Origin of the sequence: Nonomuraea sp. NPDC049152, from assembly GCF_040648355.1 — a bacterium.
Lineage (GTDB): Bacteria > Actinomycetota > Actinomycetes > Streptosporangiales > Streptosporangiaceae > Nonomuraea.
Genome location: NZ_JBEZDO010000007.1, coordinates 294,421 through 310,908, shown reverse-complemented (window position 1 = coordinate 310,908; position 16,488 = coordinate 294,421). Strand labels below are relative to the sequence as shown.

17 protein-coding genes and 1 riboswitch are annotated in these 16,488 nt (G+C 69.3%); of the genes, 10 read left to right on the top strand and 7 right to left on the bottom strand.

The features are described 5' to 3' along the window. Positions 1–4 precede the first annotated feature (4 nt). Together AB0B45_RS16400 and AB0B45_RS16395 are read left to right on the top strand one after the other, a co-directional pair. A complete protein-coding gene (locus AB0B45_RS16400) occupies positions 5–1,048 on the top strand; it encodes an ABC transporter ATP-binding protein (protein ID WP_358131036.1) in 1,044 nt (347 codons plus the stop codon). Beyond that, positions 1,032–2,048, top strand: a complete 1,017-nt coding sequence (locus tag AB0B45_RS16395) for a dipeptide ABC transporter ATP-binding protein (RefSeq protein WP_358131034.1) — start codon at positions 1,032–1,034, stop codon at positions 2,046–2,048. Before AB0B45_RS16400 ends, AB0B45_RS16395 begins: the two co-directional genes overlap by 17 nt. Positions 2,049–2,895: 847 nt before the next feature. Here the strand turns inward: AB0B45_RS16395 and AB0B45_RS16390 are convergent. The 5 genes from AB0B45_RS16390 to AB0B45_RS16370 form a co-directional block, all read right to left on the bottom strand. Next, positions 2,896–4,071 carry a lipid-transfer protein gene (locus tag AB0B45_RS16390; protein ID WP_358131031.1) on the bottom strand — a complete coding sequence of 392 codons (1,176 nt, stop codon included), beginning with the start codon at positions 4,069–4,071 and terminating at the stop codon, positions 2,896–2,898. Next, complete coding sequence (locus AB0B45_RS16385; protein WP_358131030.1) at positions 4,068–4,445, bottom strand: OB-fold domain-containing protein; 378 nt, start codon at positions 4,443–4,445, stop codon at positions 4,068–4,070. Before AB0B45_RS16385 ends, AB0B45_RS16390 begins: the two co-directional genes overlap by 4 nt. Before the next feature lie 33 nt (positions 4,446–4,478). Further along, positions 4,479–5,612, bottom strand: coding sequence for a type VII secretion-associated serine protease mycosin (mycP, locus tag AB0B45_RS16380; RefSeq protein WP_358131027.1), 1,134 nt, complete (start codon positions 5,610–5,612; stop codon positions 4,479–4,481). A 5-nt stretch (positions 5,613–5,617) separates the two neighbouring features. Next, the gene (locus tag AB0B45_RS16375) at positions 5,618–6,154 is read right to left on the bottom strand and encodes a hypothetical protein (protein ID WP_358131024.1); all 537 of its coding nucleotides are present in this window, start codon (positions 6,152–6,154) and stop codon (positions 5,618–5,620) included. Positions 6,155–6,363: 209 nt separating this feature from the next. Then, entirely contained in the window at positions 6,364–7,170 is an 807-nt protein-coding gene (locus AB0B45_RS16370) for an SAM-dependent chlorinase/fluorinase (RefSeq protein ID WP_358131021.1), read from the bottom strand. Between the two features lie 94 nt (positions 7,171–7,264). On the opposite strand from AB0B45_RS16370, the gene AB0B45_RS16365 reads away from it, so the two are divergent. The 3 genes from AB0B45_RS16365 to AB0B45_RS16355 are packed head-to-tail and all read left to right on the top strand — an operon-like array spanning position 7,265 to position 8,934. Then, entirely contained in the window at positions 7,265–7,564 is a 300-nt protein-coding gene (locus AB0B45_RS16365; protein WP_358131019.1) for a DUF3263 domain-containing protein, read from the top strand. A 25-nt stretch (positions 7,565–7,589) separates the two neighbouring features. Beyond that, complete coding sequence (otsB, locus tag AB0B45_RS16360; RefSeq protein ID WP_358131016.1) at positions 7,590–8,387, top strand: trehalose-phosphatase; 798 nt, start codon at positions 7,590–7,592, stop codon at positions 8,385–8,387. Positions 8,388–8,397: 10 nt separating this feature from the next. Continuing rightward, complete coding sequence (locus AB0B45_RS16355) at positions 8,398–8,934, top strand: hypothetical protein (protein ID WP_358131013.1); 537 nt, start codon at positions 8,398–8,400, stop codon at positions 8,932–8,934. On the opposite strand, the gene AB0B45_RS16350 is transcribed toward AB0B45_RS16355, so the two are convergent. Continuing rightward, positions 8,912–10,057: a hypothetical protein gene (locus tag AB0B45_RS16350; protein ID WP_358131010.1), complete on the bottom strand. Its 1,146-nt coding sequence runs from the start codon at positions 10,055–10,057 to the stop codon at positions 8,912–8,914. The genes AB0B45_RS16355 and AB0B45_RS16350 overlap by 23 nt on opposite strands. After that, complete coding sequence (locus AB0B45_RS16345) at positions 10,044–11,471, bottom strand: trehalose-6-phosphate synthase (protein WP_358131007.1); 1,428 nt, start codon at positions 11,469–11,471, stop codon at positions 10,044–10,046. The genes AB0B45_RS16350 and AB0B45_RS16345 overlap by 14 nt, the downstream gene beginning before the upstream one ends. A gap of 23 nt (positions 11,472–11,494) precedes the next feature. On the opposite strand from AB0B45_RS16345, the gene AB0B45_RS16340 reads away from it, so the two are divergent. From AB0B45_RS16340 to groL, 5 genes are all read left to right on the top strand, one after another. Then, positions 11,495–12,055 carry an RNA polymerase sigma factor gene (locus AB0B45_RS16340; RefSeq protein WP_358131005.1) on the top strand — a complete coding sequence of 187 codons (561 nt, stop codon included), beginning with the start codon at positions 11,495–11,497 and terminating at the stop codon, positions 12,053–12,055. A gap of 59 nt (positions 12,056–12,114) precedes the next feature. Then, positions 12,115–12,254, top strand: a riboswitch (SAM riboswitch). Positions 12,255–12,267: 13 nt separating this feature from the next. Then, on the top strand, positions 12,268–13,500 hold the full coding sequence (gene thrC, locus AB0B45_RS16335; protein ID WP_358131003.1) for a threonine synthase: 1,233 nt from the start codon (positions 12,268–12,270) through the stop codon (positions 13,498–13,500). Positions 13,501–13,517: 17 nt separating this feature from the next. Further along, positions 13,518–13,793, top strand: coding sequence for a MoaD/ThiS family protein (locus AB0B45_RS16330; protein ID WP_358131001.1), 276 nt, complete (start codon positions 13,518–13,520; stop codon positions 13,791–13,793). Positions 13,794–14,184: 391 nt separating this feature from the next. Then, positions 14,185–14,385, top strand: a complete 201-nt coding sequence (locus AB0B45_RS16325; RefSeq protein ID WP_106250594.1) for a cold-shock protein — start codon at positions 14,185–14,187, stop codon at positions 14,383–14,385. A gap of 443 nt (positions 14,386–14,828) precedes the next feature. Next, positions 14,829–16,457: a chaperonin GroEL gene (groL, locus tag AB0B45_RS16320; protein ID WP_358130998.1), complete on the top strand. Its 1,629-nt coding sequence runs from the start codon at positions 14,829–14,831 to the stop codon at positions 16,455–16,457. Positions 16,458–16,488 lie beyond the last annotated feature (31 nt).

Here is a 16,488-nt window from a genome sequence, read left to right as displayed (position 1 = left end):
CGCGATGATGAAGAAGAAGTCGGCACTCGACGTGTTGCCAGCCGAGGGAGGGCTGGGCAACGAGCCGCTGCTGGCTGTGGACAACCTGCACGTGGAGTTCCACACCAGGGCGGGCGTCGTCAGAGCGGTCAACGGCGTCAGCTACTCGCTGAACGCCGGCGAGACGCTCGCCGTCCTCGGAGAGTCGGGTTCGGGCAAGTCCGTGACCGCACAGGCGATCATGGGCATCCTCGACATGCCGCCCGCGAAGATCCCCGCGGGGCAGATCCGGTTCCACGGAACCGACCTGCTGAAGCTGTCGGAGGAGGCCAGGACCCAGGTCCGCGGCGAGCGGATCGCGATGATCTTCCAGGACGCGCTCTCCTCGCTCAACCCGGTCTTCACCGTGGGCTGGCAGATCAGCGAGATGTTCCGCGTGCACCGCGGGATGAGCAAGCGCGACGGCATGAAGAAGGCCGTCGAGCTGATGGACAAGGTGCGCATCCCCGCCGCCAGGCAGCGGGTGAACGACTACCCGCACCAGTTCTCCGGCGGCATGCGCCAGCGCATCATGATCGCGATGTCCATCGCGCTCGACCCCGAGGTGCTGATCGCCGACGAGCCGACCACCGCGCTCGACGTGACCGTACAGGCCCAGATCATGGAGCTCCTCGCGGAGCTCCAGCGCGAGAGCAACATGGGCCTGATCCTGATCACCCACGACCTCGGCGTGGTCGCCGACGTCGCGGACAAGATCTCGGTCATGTACGGCGGGCGGATCGTCGAGAACGCCCCGGTGTACGACATCTACAAGGCCCCCGCGCACCCCTACTCCAAGGGCCTGCTCGACTCGATCCCCAGGGTCGACATGAAGGGCCAGGAGCTGTACGCGATCAAGGGCCTGCCGCCCAACCTGCTGGAGATGCCGTCAGGTTGCGCGTTCCACCCCCGGTGCCCCTACCGGCAGGACAACTGCGTGACCGACGTCCCCCCGCTCTACGAGATCAGCGGCGTGCGCGGCAGCGCCTGCTACTACTGGAGGGAGGTCCTCGATGGCAGCCGTGGGTGAGCCGATCCTCGAGGTCCGCGACCTGGTCAAGCACTTCCCCCTGACCCAGGGCATCGTCCTCAAGCGGCAGATCGGCGCGATCAAGGCCGTCGACGGCGTCTCGTTCGACCTGAACAAGGGTGAGACCCTCGGCATCGTCGGCGAGTCGGGCTGCGGCAAGTCGACGCTGGCCAAGCTGCTGATGGCGCTGGAGCGGCCGACCTCCGGCTCGGTCAAGGTGAACGGCCGCGAGATCGCCAACGCCAGGGGCGCCGAGCTCAAGCGGATGCGCCGCAACATCCAGATGGTGATGCAGGACCCTTACACCTCGCTGAACCCCCGGATGACCGTCGGCGACATCATCGGTGAGCCGTTCGACATCCACACCGAGGTCGCGCCGAAGGGCGACCGTCGCAAGAAGGTGCAGGAGCTGCTGGAGGTGGTCGGCCTCAACCCCGACCACGTCAACCGCTACCCGCACCAGTTCTCCGGCGGTCAGCGTCAGCGCATCGGCATCGCGCGAGGCCTGGCGCTCCAGCCGGAGGTCATCGTCTGCGACGAGCCGGTGTCGGCGCTGGACGTGTCGATCCAGGCGCAGGTCATCAACCTGCTGGAGCGGCTGCAGAACGAGTTCGACCTGGCCTACATCTTCATCGCCCATGACCTGTCGGTGGTGCGCCACATCTCCGACCGGGTCGGGGTGATGTACCTGGGCAAGTTCGTCGAGCTCGGCAAGGACACCGAGATCTACGACAAGCCCGCGCATCCCTACACGCAGGCGCTGCTGTCGGCGGTGCCGGTACCCGACCCTGAGGGGAGGGAGCAGCGCGAGCGGATCATCCTGCAGGGCGACCCGCCCTCGCCCGCCAACCCCCCGTCGGGCTGCCGCTTCCGCACCCGCTGCTGGAAGGCGCAGGAGATCTGCGCCGAACAGGAGCCGTTGCTGCAGATCAGGCCGGGCACGAGCCACGAGAGCGCGTGCCACTTCGCCGAGACGCACGACGTGGTGCACGCGGGCTGAGCCGCGCGAAGAAGCCCCCCACACGCCTTTGGGTGGGGGGCTTCTCCCTTTCCGGCCCTACCTCCCGATGGGACGCCCGCGGAAGGGGCCGTCGGTTGCCACCGCGTTGGTGACGGGTGTGTCGGCTTCGTCGGTTGCCACCGCGTTGGTGACCGGTGTGTCGGCTTCATCCGTTGCCACTGCGTTGGTGACGGGGGTGTCGGCTCCGGTGGCGGGCGCCGCGGCCTTGGTGCCGGGAGCAGCCGCCCCCGTGACAGGTGCGGACGCGCCGGTGACGCCGCCGGGCCGGCCCGTGACAGGAGGTGCCGCTTCTGTCACCGGGGCCGCGGCGGCCGTGACCGGAGCGACAGCGTCTGTCGCGGGAGCCACCGCGGCGGTAGCAGGGGCCTCGGCACCCTTGGGAGCCGCCGCCTTGGAAACGGGAGCGGCGGCTCCGGCGGCGGGAGCGACTGCGCCTGTGGCGGGAGCGACTGTGCCTGTGGCGGGGGCTGCTGCGCCTGTGGCGGGAGCGACTGTGCCTGTGGCGGGGGCTGCTGCGCCTGTGGCCGGAGCGGCGGCGCCTGTGGTGGGAGCTGTGGCGGCAGCGGCGGTGCCAGTGGCGGGAGCTGTCGCGCCGGCGAGGTCGCCGGCGGGGTCGGGGCCATGGAGCGCCTCGGCTGAAGCGGCGTAGACAGGGCCGGCCACCGAGAGTCCGAGTACGGCGGCGCCGACGAGAATATAACGGATCATTTGAATTTCCCCCTGAAAGTAACGTGCCAGAACGCGAGATCCAACGCGCTCCGTATCTGAACAGTTACTGTCCGTGTTCATCAGTAGAACATGTCAGGGGCTAAGGGTTCAATCCGGGTCACCTCATCGCGATAACCGCCGAACCATGCCCAAACAGGCCTTGGTTGACGGCAATGCCCACCTGGGCGTGCTCGACCTGCCGCCCGCCCGCCGTACGGCGCAGCTGCCAGGTCAGCTCGCAGACCTGTGCGATGGCCTGGGCTGGGATGGCCTCGCCGAAGGAGGCCAGGCCGCCTGAGGGGTTCACGGGGACTCGGCCGCCGAGCACGGTGTCGCCCGCGCGCAGCAGCTTGTCGGCCTCGCCCCTCGCGCACAGGCCCAGGTCCTCCATCCAGTCCAGTTCGAGCGCGGTGGACAGGTCGTAGACCTCGGCGAAGGACAGGTCGCGCGGCCCGAGGCCGGCCTCCTCGTAGGCCGCGTGGGCGAGGGCGGCGCGGAAGGGGACGCTCTCGCGCACGGGCGGGTCGGTGGCGAAGTCCGGCAGATCGAGAACGGTCTTGGGGAAGGTGGGCGTGACGGTCGCGACCGCGGCCAGTTTCACGGGGGTGGCCGCGCCGATCCTGCGCGCGTAGGCGGCGGAGGCGAGGACGAGCGCCGCGCCGCCGTCGGAGGTCGCGCAGATGTCCATCAGCCGCAGCGGGTCGGCGACCATGGGGGAGGCGAGGACCTCCTCCGCTGTGACGGGCTTGCGGTAGCGGGCGTTGGGGTTCAGCGATCCGGCGAGGGCGTTCTTGACCTTCACGGCGGCGAAGTCCTCGGGCGTGGAGCCGTACAGGGCCATCCGCCTGCGGGCGTAGAGCGCGAAGTAGGCGGGGTTGGTGGCGCCGAGCAGCCGGAAGCGCAGCCAGTCGGGATCGTCGGGCCGGTCGCCGCCGACGGGGGTGAAGAAGCCCTTGGGGGTGGCGTCGGCGCCGATGACCATGGCGACGTCGCAGAGGCCTGCCATGATCCTGGTGCGGGCGAGGTCGACGGCCTGGGCGCCGGAGGCGCAGGCGGCGTAGCAGGAGGCGATGCGCGCGCCAGACCAGCCGAGCGCGCGGGCGTAGGTGGCGCCGGCGACGAAGCCCGGGTAGCCGTTCCTGATCGTGTCGGCGCCCACCACGAACTGCACGTCGTTCCAGGCGATCCCGGCGTCGGCCAGGGCGGCTCTGGCGGCGGCCACGCCGTACTCGTGGAAGGGCCTGCCCTGCTTGCCCCACGGGTGCATGCCCGCGCCGATCACGACCACGCTCATCGCGGCAGCCCCCACATCCAGACGGACGGGCCGTCGGCGAGCGTGCCGGCGGTCAGCTCCAGTTCCATGCCGACGCTGAGGTCGTCGATCGTCAGGTCCTTCACCTGGCCGAGCACGACGATGCGCTCCTGGTCGAGTTCCACCGCCGCGAGCGTCACCGGCTCGTACGGCTCGGCCGCCACGAACGGCGCGGGCGGCGGGTAGCAGGCGTTGGTGTAGGACCACACGGTGCCGCGCCTGGACAGCCGGTGCTCCACGAGCTCCTCGCCCTCGCACAGCGGGTCGCGGCAGAAGCCGTGATGCGGGGGGAAGAAGACGGCCTGGCAGGTCGTGCAGCGGGTGCCGAGCAGGTCGATACCGTCGAACCACGTCATGAGGAGCAGTATCACACAAGCGCTTGCTCGGTACTAGCGCCGCTCCCGCCTGCTGAGCGCCACCAGCCTGGCCGCCATCGCGACCGCGAGCACCAGCAGCGCGGCGATCACCAGCAGCCTGGTGCCCGTGCCCGTGCCCGTGCCGGAGGGGCCGCCGCCGAAGTACGGCAGGCCCTCGGGCGCGGTGACAGGGGCCCGCTCGGCCAGGCGGCGCGCCTCGGCCAGCGCGTGCGCCGCGTTCACCACGCCGTGGCCGTAGGCCTTGCTGTGCCCCTCCCTGTCGGCGCCGCTCTCGATCGCCCGCCGTACCTGCAAGGGGGTGAGGCGGGGGTAGGCGGACCTGACCAGCGCCGCGATGCCCGCCACCATCGCGGCGGCCGAGCTGGTGCCGTCGCCGATCACGTAGGAGCGGGGGCCGTCGGCGCTGACGATCTGCTTGCCCGGCGCGACCACGGACAGGTAGGTCTGGCGGTTGGAGAAGGCCGCGACCTTCAGCTTCCTGTCGACCGCGCCGACGGCGATCACCCCGGGGTAGGCGGCGGGGAAGTTCTTCCTGTTCGGTCCTTCGCCGTCGTTGCCCGCGGAGGCGACGAGCACCGCGCCGCGCGCCAGGGCGTACTGCACGGCCTCCTCCTCGGCCGCCGAACCCTCCCACGTGCCGCTGCCGCCGCCGAGCGACATGCTGATCACCTGCGCGCCGTGGTCGACCGCGTAGCGGATGCCCCTGGCCAGCGAGTCGTGGCCGCGGGACCTGGTGCGCTGCAGCTCGCGGCGCGGATCGTCGTTCTCCAGCGTGACCCGCACCGACAGCACGGTCGACTCGGGCGCGATGCCGATGACCCCGCCGGCCCTGTTCTTGCCGTGGCCGCGGCCTGCGATCAGGCTGGCCATCGCGGTGCCGTGGTGACCCCAGCGGTCGCCACCGGGATTCTGCCCCGTGAGGTCGGGGCCCTTGACGACCGCGCCCCGCAGGTCGGGGTGGCGGGCGTCGACGCCGGTGTCCAGCACCGCCACCGTGACGCCCGCGCCCCTGGTGAGGCGCCAGGCCTCCGCCATGCGCAGCGTCCCGAGCTGCCACTGCCGTTCGCGCGCCGTGGTCGCCACCTCGTCGGCGACCGTGGGCGTGCTGACGGTCAGCAGAGCGGCCGCCAGGAGGGCGGCGAACATCCGCCTCATCCGGTGAGCCGCCGGTGGATCGCCGCCGCCAGCTCGCGCGCCATCCGACGCAGGCGCGGGGTCGCGCTCTCGCCCCTGCTGTACGGCCTGCCGTCGGTGTAGCCGGCGGCTGTCATGACGACGTAGCGGGCGTCGGAACTCGCCCGCGCGCCGGTGATGTACTGGCGAGGGCCGAACAGCTCGGCGGGCCCGCCGGGGACGGTGTAGGGCCTGACGGTGGCGGGCCTGGTGCTTCGCGGCTCGTCCTGGCGCGCGTGAGGGCCGGTGAGTACGGCGATGCCGGCGGTGGCGGCGAAGGTCTGAGTGGTGTCGACGTAGGTGGCGCGCAGGGCGGTGCGGCAGCCGCGCAGGCCGGTGTCGCGCTGGAAGGCGCGGACGCACGGGGTCTCGGGCGCGATGCCCGCCAGGACGTAGGCGGTGCGGGCGCCCGAGGGGGTGGTGCCGGGGAGCCTCGCGGGGAAGACCTCGGAGGCCGGCCATGCCCGCCATCGCTCGGCCACCGGAGGCTCCGCGCTCGGCCAGATCATGGTCATGATGGGGATCAGGGCAAGGGAAAGTCGGATCACGTCGGCCTCGGAAGGGGGAGAGGGACGCTTCGATGCGGTGCATTCTGGCACGCGCGTGATGGGTCAATCCGACGGTTCGGTAAACAGACCGATACGCGGTGTAACTACCACTTCTTGCGCTTCACCCACATCCACCCCGTTTTGTCACACCCATCCCCTCACCCCCGAAGAACGGGTCAGGGCAGCGCGGAGAGGCGGACGTGGGCGCCGGGTGGGAGGCCGAGGCGCTGGGCCGCGTCCCCCGAGTTGACGGCCAGCGCGATCAACCCGGCCGAGTCCGTGAAAGCCACCAGTTCCCCTGGCGGCACCGCGGAGAACGACTCGCGGAAGGGCAACGAGACCTGTCGCCGTCCCAGCCACACCCCTAGCGTGTCCCCGACGCGCACCCCGACCGAGGCCAGGTCGCCCGCCGCGATCGACAGCTGGGTGTTGCCGAACCTGTCCACAGAGACCACCTCGCCCTCCACCGCCCCCTCCCGGACGTGCGAGATGGGCGAAGGTAGCGAGACGAGCCTGTCCAGCGGGATCTCGGACCCGACGTCCGACAGCTTGTTCCCCGTGCACAGGTGCGCCGCCACGGGCGAATAGACGTCCCGGCCGTGGAAGGTGGGCGAGACGGGGCTGAGGAGCAGGTCCGTGTTGGTGATCTCGTGGGCGGCCGTGGCGCCCCCGCTGGTGGCGATCGCCCAGGACAGCAGGCCGTTGTCGGGGCCGATGAAGATCCGCTCGCCCGCCTCGACGGCGACCGCGCGGCGCGCGCCGCCGGCGCACGGATCGACGATCCCGATGTGGATGCCCGCGGGGAGGTAGGGGATGGTCTGGGCGAGGATCGCCGCACCCCTGCGGACGTCACCCGAAGGCACGAGGTGGCACACGTCGATCACGCGGACCTGCGGAGCGATCCCCGCGATCACTCCGTGACAGGCGGCCACATACCCGTCTTCGAGTCCGTAGTCGGTGAGAAGCGTGATGACTGGGCTCACACTTCGTGACTGTACGTCTCCGCAACCGCCGTGAACAGCCGCACTCCGCACATTACGATGGGCCACGGGCCGCGCCGACCAAGGAGGAGAGACCATGGACACTGCACCGGTCAGCGGTGACAGTGCTGCCCAGGAACCACCACGACCCCTGTCCGAGCGCGACCTGAAGATCCTCGCCTTCGAGCGCCAATGGTGGCGTCACGCGGGCGCCAAGGAGCACGCGATCCGCGACGCCTTCGGGTTCTCCGCCACCCGCTACTACCAATTGCTGGGCGATCTCATCGACAGGCCGGAGGCGATGGAGCACGACCCGATGCTGGTCAAGCGCTTGCGAAGGCTGAGGGCGGCCCGCCAGAGGGAGCGCGCGGCCCGCAGGCTGGGAATGCGCCCCTGACTGCCTGGGTACGGCCAGCCGCGTGATGAGCATTCCAGGAATCCAAGCCATTGTGCGCGATCCGGGCGGCGCGGTGATCGGGCTCGACTTCGACGGCACGCTCGCGCCGATCGTGCCCGACCCCCATGACGCCAGGATCCATCCCGCCGCCTCTGCCGTCCTGGCCGAACTGGGCAGCAGGGTCAAGGCGGTGGTCATCGTGACGGGCAGGCCTGCCGCCACCGCCATCGAGTACGGCCAAGGGCTGGAGAAGGTCCCTGGATTGGTCGTGCTCGGTCACTACGGGTTCGAGCGCTGGGAGGGCGGCAGGGTGAGCGCCCCGCCGCCGCCTCCCGGCGTCATGCGGGCGAAGGCCGAACTGCCCAGGCTCGTCGAGGGCATCGAGGGCGTGACGATCGAGGACAAGCAACGGGCGGTGGCCGTCCACACCAGGCGCGCCCCCGACCCGGCGAAGGCACTGGAGCTGCTGCGCGATCCGCTCGAGAAGCTGGCGGCGGCGCACTCCCTCGTCGTCGAGCCTGGCCGGATGGTGCTGGAGTTGCGACCTCCCGGCATGGACAAGGGGCACGCGCTCGACCTGTTCCTGGCCGAGCGGGCGGCGCGTTCGGTGCTGTTCGCGGGCGACGACCTGGGAGATCTGGCCGCCTTCGACGCGGTGCGGGCCTCGGGCCTGCCTGGGGTGACCGTGTGCAGCGGCTCGGCCGAGGTCACCGAGCTCGCCGAGCGCGCCGACCTGGTCGTCGACGGGCCCGAGGGCATCATCGCGCTGCTCGCCGATCTGGCGGCAGCCATCCGCGATTCATCTGCAACCGGGGCAGACTAGCTTCGCGCTCATGTTGATGACATTGGCCGTGACGGCCTCGCTCGTCCTGACCGGAGCCCACGCCGACACGCAGGCGCTGTCCTTCAGAGGAACAACGATCAAGGTGCCCGCCGCGTGGAAGGTCAAGAAGTCCGAGTTCGGCGCCGTCCACGTGATCACCGGACCGTGCGGCAAGCGGGCCACCGAGTGCCAGGGGTTCTGGCTGCTGGGCCCGCAGAGCATCAGGTACGCCTCGGAGGGCAACCCGTTCAGGGTCGACCAGCCCTACCACCCGAGCAGCGGCGTGATGGAGTGCGTCCACGACAAGCGCTACTACTCCTCGCCGCTGCCGGAGAAGCCGAGCGTCTCGGGACTCAGGCCGGTCGGCAGCGGGCACAAGGCGTACCACAGGGAGTGGAAGATCACCTGCCACACCCAAGGCTTCAAGCCGACCAAGGTGACCTACCCGCAGCGGATCTGGTACCTGCCGACGTCGAAGATCCTCATCGTGGACCAGTGGTCGACGCCGGGACTCGGGGCCGCGCTCAAGCGGGCTGTCTGGCGCTGAGCACACCGCCCGCGGCCAGGCCCGCCAGCACGGGCACCATGAGGAACGCGGTGTGCGTGCCGTAGCCGTCGGCGAGGGCGCCGAGGGCGAACGGGCCCACGCCCATGGCGAGCCCGGCCCAGACCGGGGAGGCGGCCGAGGCCAGGTCGGGGCGGTCGCCTGAGGCGGCGATCACCCCGGCCATTGCCAGCGGGAAGTGCATGGAGGCGCCGAGGCCGCTGATCACCAGACCCGTGTAGGCCACGAGCGGCTCGGTGCCGAGCCAGAACAGCAGCCAGCCGGCCCCTGTCACCGCCAGTGCGCTCACCAGAAGCGCCGCGGGCGGCAGCAGCAGCGCCAGCCGGGCGCCGACGAACCTGCCGACGGCGAGGCCGCCGATGAAGGCCGTCAGCCCCGTGGCCGCGGTCGCCGTGCTCAGTCCTGTACGGCCTGCCAGCAGCTCCGCGCCGAACAGGTTGAAGCTGAACTCGATCGCCACGCAGCAGAACAGCACCGCGCAGGCGGCGTGGAAGCGCCAGCCGGGCCGCCCCGTGACCCTGGCGGAGCGCTCCTGCGCCCCTGCGAGCCTGATTCCGCCCATGGTGAGCGCCAGCAGCGCGGACAGCACAGGGGTGAGGAGCAGCGCGGCCCGCCAGCCGAACGCCGACTGGGCGGCCAGGCTGACCAGGAAGGTGGCAGCCATGCCCACGACGACGGCGATCGCGTTCGCCTCGCTGATGGCGGCCGGGCCGGCGGATCCGTGGTGGTCGCTCAGCGCGGCCATCGCGGTGTAGAGCATGACCGAGCCGAAGCCGCCCGCGATCGCGAAACCGGTGAGGGTGGCGGGTAGGACGGGGAGCAGCATGACGATGACGATGCCGACGTTGATGCCCGCCAGGCCGATCCAGACGGCGGCGCGCCTGCCGTACCTGCGGGTGAGGAACGGGATCGCGAGGCCCGCCGCGATGGTGGCTGCGGCCATGGCGGTTCCGTGCAGGGCGCCGACCGCGGCCGAGACGCCGAGGTCTGCGCGGAGCAGGGGGAGCGCGGCGCTGAGGCCGTAGATGAAGGTCGCGAAGACAGCGAGTTGGAGGTAGACGAGCCAGGTGATTCTGTCTCTGGTCAGCCGGTCAGAGGCTGGCAAGTTGCTCGCCGAGCCATCGTCGCGGAGGCAGGGCGGTGGCGGCGGCCTTGAGCCTCGCGCATCGCCGTACCCGCTCCTCCTCCGCCATCTCCAGCCCCGCGCGCAGGGCCTCGGCCGTCTCGCCGACGTCGAAGGGGTTGATCACGAGAGCGTCGGCGCCCAGCTCGGCCGCCGCGCCCGCCTCGCGCGAGAGCACGAGTGCGCAGCGCGGGGACAGGATCGGGCCCTCCTTGGCGACCAGGTTCATGCCGTCGCGGATGGGGTTGACCAGCAGCACGTCGGCCAGGCGGTAGGCGGCGAGAGAGCGCGGGTAGTCGTCGTTGACGTTGAGGATCAGCGGATCCCAGTCCTCGGTGGCGTACTCGTCTTCGATCTCTTTGGCACAGCGTTGCACGGCGGCAGTGTATTCGCGGTATTCGGGCAGGTCGTGGCGGGATGGGTAGGCGAAGGCGAGATGCACCACCCGGCCGTGCCACTCGGGATGGGCGGCGAGGAACTCCCTGTAGGCCAGCAGGCCGCGGACGATGTTCTTCGACAGCTCGGTGCGGTCGATGCGCACGATCAGCCTGCGGTCGCCGACCTGCTCGCGCAGCGCGGCCATGTTCGACTCGACGTCGGGCTCGCAGGCGCGCTTCCACAGCGAATCGCCGTCGACGCCGAGGCCGTGCACGCCGATGCGGGTGGTGCGGCCCTCGTGGCTGACCGACCTGTCGACGACCTTGGCGCCCAGCAGGCTCTGGCAGCAGTCCATGAACGCGTTGGCCCACCGCTCGGTCAGGAACCCCGCGTGGTCGGCGCCCAGGATGCCTTCGAGCACCTCGCGCGCGACCTCGTCGGGCAGCAGCGAGAAGTACTCGGGCGGTGCCCAGGGCGTGTGGCTGAAGTGGCTGATCCGCAGGTCGGGGCGCTCGGCCCGGAGCATCGCAGGGGTGAGCGTCAGGTGGTAGTCCTGCACCATCACCTTGGCGCCGTGGCTGGCCTCCTCGGCCAGCGCCAGCGCGAAGGCGCCGTTGTAGTCGCGGTAGGACTCCCACTCCTTGGTGAACCTTGTGCCGAAATAGGGGGCGTTAGGCGTGTCGTACAGCAGGTGGTTGACGAACCAGAGGGTCGAGTTGGCCACCGCGTTGTACGCGCGGTGGAAGGTCGCAGGCGGGATGTCCAGCATGCGCAACTTGCCGGTGTCATAGCCCGCCTGGTCGAGCCGACCACCGGGGGCCAGCCGTACGGCGCTGCGGTCGCCGTCGGACAGCGCGGCGCACACCCAGAGCACGCCCTCGTCCCTGACCACTCCCGAGAGCCCGGAAACCAGGCCCCCGCCGCCGCGTTTCATGGTCAGGTCGCCGTCGTCGGACACGGTGAAGGAGACAGGGCCACGGTTCGAAGCCACAAGAACGCTGTTCACAACATCCACCATGACCCCGAACATAGGATCTCGCTATGGCCCTAGATGAGCTAACCGAGGAACTGGCCCGCTCCGCCGCGGGCGGCGATCACCGCGCGCTTGGCGAGCTCCTGAAGCGGATCGAGCCCGACGTACTGCGCCACTGCGCCCGTATCCTGCCATATCACCAGGACGCCGAGGAGGCGTGCCAGGACACTTTGCTCGCGGTCGCCCGCAACATCGCCCGTTTCGAGGGCAGGGCGAGGTTCAGCACGTGGCTGCACATCGTGACGGCCAACTGCGCGCGCACCACCTACAGGTCGTTGAAGCGCAGGGCCGCCGAGCAGACCTCGGAGGAGTTGCCCGTGCAGAAGCCCGACGTGCGCAGGGTGAGCGTCATCGCGGGGTCACGGCTCGACCTGCTCGAGGCCATGGAGGCGCTGGAGGCCGACAAGCCCGACCTGGCCCAGGCGCTGGTGCTGCGCGACATCGTCCAGCTCGACTACAACGAGGTGGCCGAGCAACTGGGCATCCCGCTCGGCACCGCCAAGTCGCGGATCCACCAGGCGCGCAAGTACGTTCAGGCCGCGCTCGGTGATACTTATCGTCTCAGCTAGTGAGACGACAGGTCGTGTCACGAGCACGGCCGGGTATGGTGATGCCCATAACTTCATATTGCTCATCCAGAGGGGTGGAGGGACCGGCCCTGCGAAGCCCCGGCAACCCTCCCGGACTGAACTCGTGAAGTGACGAGGCCGGCCGGGACAGGTGCCAATTCCGGTCTGTGGCCAGGGTGGTCGCAGACGAAGATGAGGGAAGGCCTCGCTTCATGTCGCTTGACTTCGGTCCTGCTGTCGCTCTGTCCTGCCGCGAGTGCGGCGCGCGCTACGACCTCGGCCCCAGCTTCGCGTGTCTGGAGTGTTTCGGGCCGCTCGAGGTGGCCTACTCCTTCGGGTCCGTGTCCCGCGCCGACATCGAGGCAGGACCCGCCAACATCTGGCGTTACCGCTCGCTGCTGCCGGTGCCCGTCGACGTGGCGAGCAAGCAGAACATGAACCCTGGCTGGACGAAGCTCGTCAAGGCCGACAATCTGGGCAAGGCGCTCGGCATTCGCGACCTCCACGTGAAGGACGACTCGGGCAACCCCACCCACTCCTTCAAGGACCGCGTGGTCGCCATCGCCGTCGAGGCGGCGCGCAACTTCGGCTTCCACACGCTGTCGTGCTCGTCCACCGGCAACCTGGCCGGCGCGGTGACCGCGGCCGCGGCCCGCGCGGGACTCGACGCCTGCGTGTTCATCCCGGCCGACCTGGAGCAGGCCAAGATCGCCATGGCGCGGGTCTTCGGCGGCAAGCTGGTCGGCATCCAGGGCACCTACGACGAGGTCAACCGCTTCTGCTCCGAGCTCATCGGCGACCCGCTGGGCGACAAGTGGGGCTTCGTCAACGTCAACCTGCGGCCCTACTACGCCGAGGGCTCCAAGACGCTGGCCTACGAGATCGCCGAGCAGCTCGGCTGGAAGCTGCCGGACCAGATCGTCATTCCGGTGGCCTCGGGGTCACAGCTCACGAAGATCGACAAGGGCTTCAAGGAGCTGATCGCGCTCGGGCTGGTCGAGGACGCCCCCTACAAGATCTTCGGCGCGCAGGCGCTCGGCTGCTCGCCGGTCTCCACGGCCTTCAAGGCAGGGCACGACGTGGTGCAGCCGGTCAAGCCCGACACCATCGCCAAGTCGCTGGCCATCGGCAACCCCGCCGACGGGCCCTACGTGCTCGACATCGCCCGCCGTACGGGTGGGGCGGTCGAGGACGTGACGGACGCCGAGGTGGTGTCCGCGATCAAGCTGCTGGCGTCCACGGAGGGCGTCTTCGCCGAGACCGCGGGCGGGGTGACCGTCGGCGTGCTGAAGAAGCTCGTCGACACGGGTCAGCTCGACCCCTCGCTGACCACCGTGGTGCTCAACACCGGTGACGGGCTCAAGACGCTCGACGCGATCGCGGACGACGCCACACCCACGGCCGTGATCAGGCCGTCCCTTGACGCGTTCCGCGCGGCTGTCTGAAAGGAAAGGTAGAAGTCATGAGCGTTTCGGTGCGGATTCCCACCATCCTGCGCACGTACACGGGCGGCAGCGCGGAGGTGAGTGGCGAGGGTGCCACGCTTCGCGAGGTGCTGCAGAAGCTCGACGCCGACTACCCGGGTATCGGCGCGCGAATTTTGGATGAATCGGGCAAGCTTCGCCGTTTTGTCAACGTTTATGTCGGGGAAGAGGACGTCCGTTTCGTGGGCGGACTCGACAGCGCCACTCCTGAGGGCGCGCAGATCTCCATCATCCCCGCCGTGGCCGGCGGCTGACCCTTTTCGGTCTTCACGGACGCCCGCGAGGTTTTCTCGCGGGCGTTTTTGTATCTTATGCCCGTTTTTAACGGCGCACCTTCCTGGTCCTGCCTGGCTGGGCGGCATGGGCGTGTGGGCAGGGACTCCTGGGGCGTCCGCGGCTAAAGGCCGCAGCTCGCGTACGGCCGGCCTTTTCGCAAGAAAGTGGAATATTTAACTAACCTTTCCGCGACTACAAGAATGCCTCCGCGAACGCCAAGAAGTAGTTTGGCGATTGACTCTGTTGTTCTACGGCATGCCACAGGTATGGTCGAGGGCGATCGTGCGGCTGATTTCCCCATAAGTCGCGCCGATCGCGGATCTCGCGAGTGAATGGGCGGGGTCCAGAGCCAAGTAAGAGGAGTCGGAAGTGGCGCAGGGCACCGTCAAGTGGTTCAACGCGGACAAGGGCTACGGCTTCATCGCGGTAGACGGTGGTAAGGATGTTTTTGTCCATTACTCAGCGATCATGATGGATGGCTATCGGTCACTCGAACAGGGCCAGCGGGTCGAGTTCGAGATCACCCAGGGCCAGAAGGGTCCCCAGGCGGAATCCGTCAGGACGGTCTGAACCATCAAGAACCGGCAGCTCACACGGAGCGCAGTCCGTGAGGATCTGTCATGTCCTTTTTCGTCGACTCGGCAGGCCTGATCCGCGTGAGCCGATCGGGCCTGCCCGCCGTACTCTGGGGCCGTGGGACGTCGGTCGGACCCGCCCGCGCGGGTGCTGCCTGAGGGCGAGACCGAATCTCCGCGTGATGACGTGGTAGGCGCGGGGCCAACCAGGGAACAGGTCTTGATGATGACCAACATGCTGGGCTGACCTGCGCGGAAAGCCGTCTGGCTTGCACTCGGCAGGGTAGAGTGCTAAACAGTTCGTTGGCACTCTCGTTATGAGAGTGCCAGACACTGGGATCGAGACGATGGGGTCCGCCGAATGGAGTCGGGCCCATGCCGTCGCGGGCGTCGGCTCGGTCCGCTGAAAGCCACCCTGCATCTGGGAGGTCTAGCCTTATGGCAGCCAAGATGATCGCGTTTGACGAGGACGCCCGGCGCGGTCTCGAGCGCGGTATGAACCAGCTCGCCGACGCCGTCAAGGTGACCCTCGGCCCCAAGGGCCGAAACGTCGTGCTGGAGAAGAAGTGGGGCGCTCCCACGATCACCAACGATGGTGTATCCATCGCCAAGGAGATCGAGCTCGAGGACCCGTGGGAGAAGATCGGCGCTGAGCTGGTCAAGGAAGTCGCCAAGAAGACGGACGACGTCGCGGGTGACGGCACCACCACCGCCACCGTGCTCGCCCAGGCGCTGGTTCGTGAGGGCCTTCGCAACGTCGCCGCCGGCGCCAACCCGATGTCCCTGAAGAAGGGCATCGAGGCCGCCGTCGAGCGCGTCAGCGAGGAGCTCTCCAAGCTCGCCAAGGACGTGGAGACCAAGGAGCAGATCGCTTCGACCGCCTCCATCTCCGCCGGTGACGTCGAGATCGGCAACCTCATCGCCGAGGCGATGGACAAGGTTGGCAAGGAAGGCGTCATCACCGTCGAGGAGAGCAACACCTTCGGCCTCGAGCTCGAGCTCACCGAGGGCATGCGCTTCGACAAGGGCTACGTCTCCGGTTACTTCGTGACCGACCCCGAGCGCATGGAGGCGGTCCTCGAGGACCCCTACATCCTCATCGTCAACTCGAAGGTCTCGGCGAACAAGGACCTGCTGCCCCTGCTCGACAAGGTCGTGCAGTCCGGCAAGCCGCTGCTGATCATCGCCGAGGACATCGAGGGCGAGGCCCTGGCCACCCTGGTCGTCAACAAGATCCGCGGCCTGTTCCGCTCCGTGGCCGTCAAGGCCCCGGGCTTCGGTGACCGTCGCAAGGCCATGCTGGGCGACATCGCGACCCTGACCGGCGGTCAGGTCGTCTCCGAGGAGGTCGGCCTCAAGCTCGAGTCCGCCACCCTCGACCTGCTGGGCCGCGCCCGCAAGATCGTCGTCACCAAGGACGAGACCACCATCGTCGACGGTGCCGGTGACGCCGAGCAGATCGCCGGCCGGGTCAACGAGATCCGCGCCGAGATCGAGCGCACCGACTCCGACTACGACCGCGAGAAGCTCCAGGAGCGCCTGGCCAAGCTCGCCGGTGGCGTCGCCGTCATCAAGGCGGGTGCCGCGACCGAGGTCGAGCTCAAGGAGCGCAAGCACCGCATCGAGGACGCCGTTCGCAACGCGAAGGCGGCCGTCGAGGAGGGCATCGTCCCCGGCGGTGGCGTGGCGCTGCTGCAGGCCGGCACCAAGGCGTTCGACAAGCTCGAGCTGTCGGGCGACGAGGCCACCGGTGCGGCGATCGTGCGCAAGGCTCTTGAGGAGCCGCTGAAGCAGATCGCGATCAACGCCGGCCTCGAGGGCGGCGTCGTGGTGGAGAAGGTCCGCAACCTGACCCCAGGTGAGGGCCTCAACGCCGCGACCGGCGAGTACGTCAACATGTTCGAGGCGGGCATTCTCGACCCGGCCAAGGTGACGCGCTCCGCGCTGCAGAACGCCGCCTCCATCGCGGCGCTGTTCCTCACCACCGAGGCTGTCATCGCCGAGAAGCCGGAGAAGAACCCGGCTGCTCCGGCGGGCATGCCCGGCGGCGGGGACATGGACTTCTAAGTCCTGCCCAAGCCAGAAGGGGCGGCACCCG

What these genes read in the sequence shown, in the direction of transcription:
- AB0B45_RS16400 (WP_358131036.1), top strand. Translation starts at nt 5, where the DNA reads ATGATGAAGAAGAAGTCGGCACTCGACGTGTTGCCAGCCGAGGGAGGG.
- AB0B45_RS16395 (WP_358131034.1), top strand. Translation starts at nt 1,032, where the DNA reads ATGGCAGCCGTGGGTGAGCCGATCCTCGAGGTCCGCGACCTGGTCAAG.
- AB0B45_RS16390 (WP_358131031.1), bottom strand. Translation starts at nt 4,071, where the DNA reads ATGAGCGTGGTCGTGATCGGCGCGGGCATGCACCCGTGGGGCAAGCAG.
- AB0B45_RS16385 (WP_358131030.1), bottom strand. Translation starts at nt 4,445, where the DNA reads ATGACGTGGTTCGACGGTATCGACCTGCTCGGCACCCGCTGCACGACC.
- mycP (WP_358131027.1), bottom strand. Translation starts at nt 5,612, where the DNA reads ATGTTCGCCGCCCTCCTGGCGGCCGCTCTGCTGACCGTCAGCACGCCC.
- AB0B45_RS16375 (WP_358131024.1), bottom strand. Translation starts at nt 6,154, where the DNA reads ATGACCATGATCTGGCCGAGCGCGGAGCCTCCGGTGGCCGAGCGATGG.
- AB0B45_RS16365 (WP_358131019.1), top strand. Translation starts at nt 7,265, where the DNA reads ATGGACACTGCACCGGTCAGCGGTGACAGTGCTGCCCAGGAACCACCA.
- otsB (WP_358131016.1), top strand. Translation starts at nt 7,590, where the DNA reads ATGAGCATTCCAGGAATCCAAGCCATTGTGCGCGATCCGGGCGGCGCG.
- AB0B45_RS16355 (WP_358131013.1), top strand. Translation starts at nt 8,398, where the DNA reads ATGTTGATGACATTGGCCGTGACGGCCTCGCTCGTCCTGACCGGAGCC.
- AB0B45_RS16345 (WP_358131007.1), bottom strand. Translation starts at nt 11,471, where the DNA reads ATGGTGGATGTTGTGAACAGCGTTCTTGTGGCTTCGAACCGTGGCCCT.
- AB0B45_RS16340 (WP_358131005.1), top strand. Translation starts at nt 11,495, where the DNA reads ATGGCCCTAGATGAGCTAACCGAGGAACTGGCCCGCTCCGCCGCGGGC.
- thrC (WP_358131003.1), top strand. Translation starts at nt 12,268, where the DNA reads ATGTCGCTTGACTTCGGTCCTGCTGTCGCTCTGTCCTGCCGCGAGTGC.
- AB0B45_RS16330 (WP_358131001.1), top strand. Translation starts at nt 13,518, where the DNA reads ATGAGCGTTTCGGTGCGGATTCCCACCATCCTGCGCACGTACACGGGC.
- groL (WP_358130998.1), top strand. Translation starts at nt 14,829, where the DNA reads ATGGCAGCCAAGATGATCGCGTTTGACGAGGACGCCCGGCGCGGTCTC.